This is a genomic window from Actinoplanes sp. NPDC048791 (assembly GCF_040650095.1).
Lineage (GTDB): Bacteria > Actinomycetota > Actinomycetes > Mycobacteriales > Micromonosporaceae > Actinoplanes.
Window position 1 is genome coordinate 1 of the sequence record NZ_JBEZGQ010000612.1, and the last position, 5,170, is coordinate 5,170.

5 protein-coding genes are annotated in these 5,170 nt (G+C 71.4%); 4 read left to right on the plus strand and 1 reads right to left on the minus strand.

Annotated features, from left to right (window positions below; all coding sequences use genetic code 11):
- Positions 1 to 208: 208 nt before the first annotated feature.
- From AB0C29_RS32570 to AB0C29_RS32585, 4 genes are all read left to right on the plus strand, one after another.
- Complete coding sequence (locus tag AB0C29_RS32570; RefSeq protein WP_360828350.1) at positions 209 to 1,837, plus strand: methyl-accepting chemotaxis protein; 1,629 nt, start codon at positions 209 to 211, stop codon at positions 1,835 to 1,837.
- Positions 1,838 to 1,964: 127 nt separating this feature from the next.
- Positions 1,965 to 2,645: a lytic polysaccharide monooxygenase gene (locus AB0C29_RS32575; RefSeq protein ID WP_360828353.1), complete on the plus strand. Its 681-nt coding sequence runs from the start codon at positions 1,965 to 1,967 to the stop codon at positions 2,643 to 2,645.
- Between the two features lie 127 nt (positions 2,646 to 2,772).
- Entirely contained in the window at positions 2,773 to 3,756 is a 984-nt protein-coding gene (locus tag AB0C29_RS32580) for a methyltransferase (RefSeq protein ID WP_360828356.1), read from the plus strand.
- A gap of 193 nt (positions 3,757 to 3,949) precedes the next feature.
- A complete protein-coding gene (locus AB0C29_RS32585) occupies positions 3,950 to 4,399 on the plus strand; it encodes a hypothetical protein (RefSeq protein WP_360828358.1) in 450 nt (149 codons plus the stop codon).
- 7 nt (positions 4,400 to 4,406) lie between these two features.
- Here AB0C29_RS32585 and AB0C29_RS32590 read toward each other — a convergent pair.
- On the minus strand, positions 4,407 to 5,170 hold a 764-nt coding region (locus AB0C29_RS32590), incomplete at its 5' end, for a WYL domain-containing protein (protein WP_360828361.1).

Consider the following 5,170-nt stretch of genomic DNA (forward strand, 5'->3'; position numbering starts at 1 on the left):
ATGCCGGACAGCCGGGGCGAGCCGCCCCGACCGGTCGCACCGGACAGCCGGATCGGGCCGCCTCGGCCTGTTGTGCGGGGCGGGCGGGGTGCGTGGATGATCCGCCGGGTGGCTCTCAGGAGTGGCGGGCGGCTGCCGAAGGGGGTGGTGAGGTTGCCGTTCGGTTGCCGCCCACCCGGGCGGCCGGGATGTGAGGGTGAGGCCGGGGATGTCGAGTACCGACCTGACAGGTGGTCGTTCGCGTCGGCGGATGTGGGGTGACCTGCCGGTCACCGTCAAGGTCCTGTGCGCGGTGTTCGTGGCCGCGCTGGCCGCCGCACTGGCCGGCGGCCTCGGGATCGTCAAACTCGCCGCGGTCGACGAGGAGGGCGGCGGCATCTACGAGCGCAACCTGCTGCCCATCGCCGCGCTGGCCGACATCGACGGTGCTGTGAACGAGTTCCGGGCGACGGTCCTGCAGCATGTGGTCGCCGCCAATGCCGCCGACAAGCAGCAGAGCGAGCAGGGCCTGACCGCGTTCCGCGCGGAGGTCGGCGAGCTGTGGCAGAGCTACACCGCCGAGGCCGGCACCCCTCAGGAGCAGACCGCCCGGCAGCAGTTCGAGGCCGCGCTGACCGCCATGTACGAGGTCGCCGACGCCGGGCTGCTGCCGCTGAGCCGCGATCTGAAGGTCGCCGAGGCCGCCCGGGCGGAGAAGGAGAGCTTCGACCCGGCGTTCGACAAGGTCAGCGACGCGCTGGCGGCGCTGGACGAGGTCGAGACGGCCCAGGCCACCGCCGCGGCCGACTCGGCCGAGTCGACGTTCCGCAACGCCCGGACCATGCTGATCGTCGTGCTCGTGGCCGGCATCCTGCTGGCCGTCGCGGCCGGCATGTTCGTGGCGCGCTCGGTCAGCCGGCCACTGGGTCGGGTGGTCGACACGCTGCAGCGGGTGCAGCAGGGCGATCTGACCGCGGTGGCCGACGTCGACAGCCGCGACGAGGTGGGCCGGCTCGGCGCCGCGCTGAACGCCACCACCTCCTCGCTGCGGGAGATCATCGGCGGCCGCATGTCCCAGACCGCCGTCAGCCTGGCCGCCGCCGCGGAGGAGCTGTCCGCGGTCAGCACCCAGTTGCAGTCCGGCGCCTCCGACGTGGCGGCGCGGGCCACCTCGGCCACCCGGGCCAGCGAGGAGGTCAACGCCGGGGTGCAGACGATGGCCGCCGGCGCCGAGCAGATGAACGCGTCGATCACCGAGATCGCCACCAACGCCGGCCAGGCCGCGCAGGTGGCCCAGGACGGTCGCAGCGTCGCCGAGCGCACCACCGCCCAGGTGGCCGAGCTGGGCACGGCCAGCGCCGAGATCGGCGACGTGGTCCGGCTGATCACCAGCATCGCCGAGCAGACCAACCTGCTGGCGCTCAACGCCACCATCGAGGCCGCCCGGGCCGGGGAGCTCGGCAAGGGTTTCGCGGTGGTGGCCGGCGAGGTCAAGGAGCTGGCGCAGCAGACCGCCAAGGCAACCGAGGAGATCACCGGCCGGATCAGCAACATCCAGTCCTCCAGCGGGTCCGCGGCCGCCGCCATCGGGGAGATCACCGAGGTCATCACCCAGATCGGCGACTACACCACCACGATCGCCTCCGCGGTGGAGGAGCAGACCGCCACCACCCAGGAGATGAGCCGCTCGGTGGCCGAGGCGGCCACCAGCAGCAGCGACGTCGCCCGTACCGTCTCCGGGGTGGCCGATGTCGCCTCCTCCACCGCCGACGGCGCCCGGACCACGCAGCAGGCCGCGTCGGATCTGACCCGCCTGGCCAGCGAGCTGACCAGCATCGTGGGCAGCTTCCGGCACTGAGCCCCGACTGCCGTCAACTCCCCACACAATCCACCAATACTGACCAATCATTGAAATTCATATTGCTCGATGTCATACTTGGGAGCGCTCCCATATGGAACCTCACGTCGATGAACGGAGATGATCCATGAGTTCCCCCAAGCTCGGGCAATCCGGTAGGCGATCCTCCTCAGCCGTCCGCCAGCCTCTCCGGGCACTCGTCCTGCTCCTCGCCATCACGGCCGGCATGCTGCCGTGGGCCGGCGCGGCGCAGGCCCACGGCACCATCGTCGACCCGGCGTCCCGGGCCTACCAGTGCTGGCAGTCCTGGGGCACCCACCACATGGACCCGGCCATGCAGCAACAGGACCCCATGTGCTGGCAGGCCTTCCAGGCCAACTCCGACACCATGTGGAACTGGATGAGCGCGCTGCGGGACGGCCTCGGCGGGCAGTACCAGGCCCGTACGCCGGACGGCCAGCTGTGCAGCAACGGCCTCACCAGGAACAACAGCCTGAACACGCCCGGGGCCTGGAAGCAGACCCGGGTCAGCAACAACTTCTCGGTCAAGCTGTACGACCAGGCCAGCCACGGCGCCGACTACTTCCGCGTCTACGTGAGCAAGAACGGGTTCAACCCGGCCACCCAGAGCCTCGGGTGGGGCAACCTCGACTTCCTCACGCAGACCGGACGGTACGCCCCGGCGCAGAACATCACGTTCAACATCTCCACCTCCGGCTACACCGGACACCACATCCTGTTCGTCATCTGGCAGGCCTCGCACCTCGACCAGGCCTACATGTGGTGCAGTGACGTGAACTTCGGCTGATCCGCAGCACCGCACCACCCCGGCCCGGGACTCCACCGTCCCGGGCCGGACCCTTTCCCGCGAAGCGGCCCCCACGGGATCCCATCGATGGGCGACAATGTGGACCGGAACGCGAGGAGGTGCCGCGATGTCCCGGGTGTTCGAGTCGCCGGACGGTCCGCCCGGCCCGGCGCGCATCATCGACCTGTACTGCGGCTACATGATCTCCCAGACGTTGTTCGCGGCCGTGGAGACCGGCCTGTTCGCCGCGGCCGGGCCCGAACCCGCCACCCCGGCCCAGCTGGCCGAACGGTGCGACATCCCGGAACGCAGCGCACGGGCGATGGCCGACCTGCTCGCCGACGCCGGCCTGCTGGAGCGGGACGGGGCCGCCTTCCGCACCGCGCCGGACGCCGAGGCGTTCCTCACCGGACGCGGCCCGGCCGACCTGCGACCGATGGCCCGCTACTGGGCGACGGTGAGCTATCCGGCCTGGGGCAACGCGATCGAGGCGTTCCGCACCCGGCGCGGCGTGCGGCCGGTACTCAACAAGGCCCAGACCGAGGCGTACGAGTCGACGGTCGCGCTCGTCACCGCCGAGACCGCGGCCGACCTGGCTCGCACGTACGACTTCGGCCGGAACCGGCGGTTGCTCGACGTGGGCGGTGGCTACGGCACGTTCGCAAGGCCGATTCTGTCCGCGTACGAGAATCTGAGCGTCACCCTGATCGACCTGCCCGAGGTGGCCGCGGCGGTCGCCGGTCAGGCGATCCCCCGCCTGACCGCGATCGGCGCCGACATCTTCGAGTCGCCGTTGCCGGCCGGGCACGACGTCATCCTGGTCGCGAACCTCGTGCATCTGCTGCCCCCGGACCGGATCACCGAGCTGTTCCGGCGCCTGCGCGCGGCCGCCACCCCCGAGGCCACACTGCTGCTCGTCGACTGGTGGCGCACCGACCGGGCACCGCACCCGTCGGCCCGCTACGGCGCCGGCGAGTTCCTCATCATCAGCGGCGGTGACCTCTACCAGGTCGACGAGGTGGCCGGCTGGCTGACCGAGACCGGCTGGAAATTCACCGGACTCACCGAGCTGCCGCCGCCGTCCGGTTTGCTGGTGGCCGTCCCGGACTGAGCGCCGTCAGTCAACCGTCATGACCGCCAACCCCGCCGGATACCGCGGCTGGTGTACGGCGGCCGGGACGAAAGCCTGCGGCTGGTGGATGTGCCGGGACGCGGCCGCGGGCAACCATGAACCATGATCGAGGCAGACCAGCTCACTCAGCGACCGGTGCGGCGCGAGCCGCGGGCCAATCCCTTCGAGCGGGGTGCCGAGCTGGGCACCGCGGTGGGTGGGGTACGGCCCGGAGCCCGCGAGCATCCGTGAGCACCTGCTGGACATCGCCGGCGTCCGGATCACCTGCAGTTTCATCTCCGACGTCTACAGCGTCGCGGACATGCTCACCCGTCAGCCCGATGTGAAGGTTCTCCGGACCCGGGACTACATCCGGCACCCGAAGCCCAACGGCTACCAGAGCCTGCACCTGATCCTCGAGATCCCCGTGTTCCTCTCCGACCGGGTGGAGCTGGTCCCGGTCGAGGTGCAGATCCGGACCGCGGCGATGGACTTCTGGGCCGGGCTCGAGCACAAGATCCACTACAAGTACCGCGGCGACATCCCGGCCGGCCTGGTCGAGGAACTCCAGGAGGCCGCGACGGTGGCCGGCAACCTCGACAAGAAGATGGAACGGCTCCGCGGCGAGCTCGGACACCGCTGAGCGAGGGCTACTTCGTGGCCGCGGCGGCCGAGAGCAGGCGTTCGGCCAGCGCGCGGCAGCGTCCCACCAGCTCCGGCGGGTCGAGCACCTCGAAGTCGTGTCCCAGCAGGACCATGTGCATGAGGACGAAATCCAGGCTCCCGGCCCCGCTGAGCACCTCACAGCGCTTGCTCCCCCGCGGCCGAACCACGGCCGCGGACGCCGGGACCTGCGCGCGGACGGTGTCGGCCGGCGCGTGCACGAGGAACCGGGCCTGGTGCTTGTAGACCCGGCTCGCCACGCCCTCCTGCACATGCGTCGCCGCGTCGGGGGCCGGGCGCGGGCGGAAGTGCCAGGTGCGGGCGGCCACCTCGGTCATCCGGTCGGCGCGGAAGCTGCGCCAGTCGTCGCGGTCCAGGTCGTAGGCGAACAGGTACCAGCGGCGGTCCGAGGCGACCAGGCGGTACGGCTCGACGCGTCGCCGGCGTACCTCGTTGCCGGACGGGTAGCCGAAGCCGGCCTCGACCTGGTCGCGGCAGGCGCGGGCCAGGGTCATGAGGACGTCCGGGTCGACCGGGGTACGGCCACCGCCGAATGACTCCACCGAGCCGGCGAGCGCACGGACGTCGGGCCGCAGCCGCAGGGGCAGCACCTGGTCGAGCTTGGTCAGCGCCCGCAGTGCCGCCTCCCCGGCCCCCGCGACCTCGCCGCCCGCACCGGCGAGCAGGGACACGGCGGTGGCGATGGCCTCCTCGTCGTCGAGCAGCAGGGGCCGGGATGGCCCGCACTGCC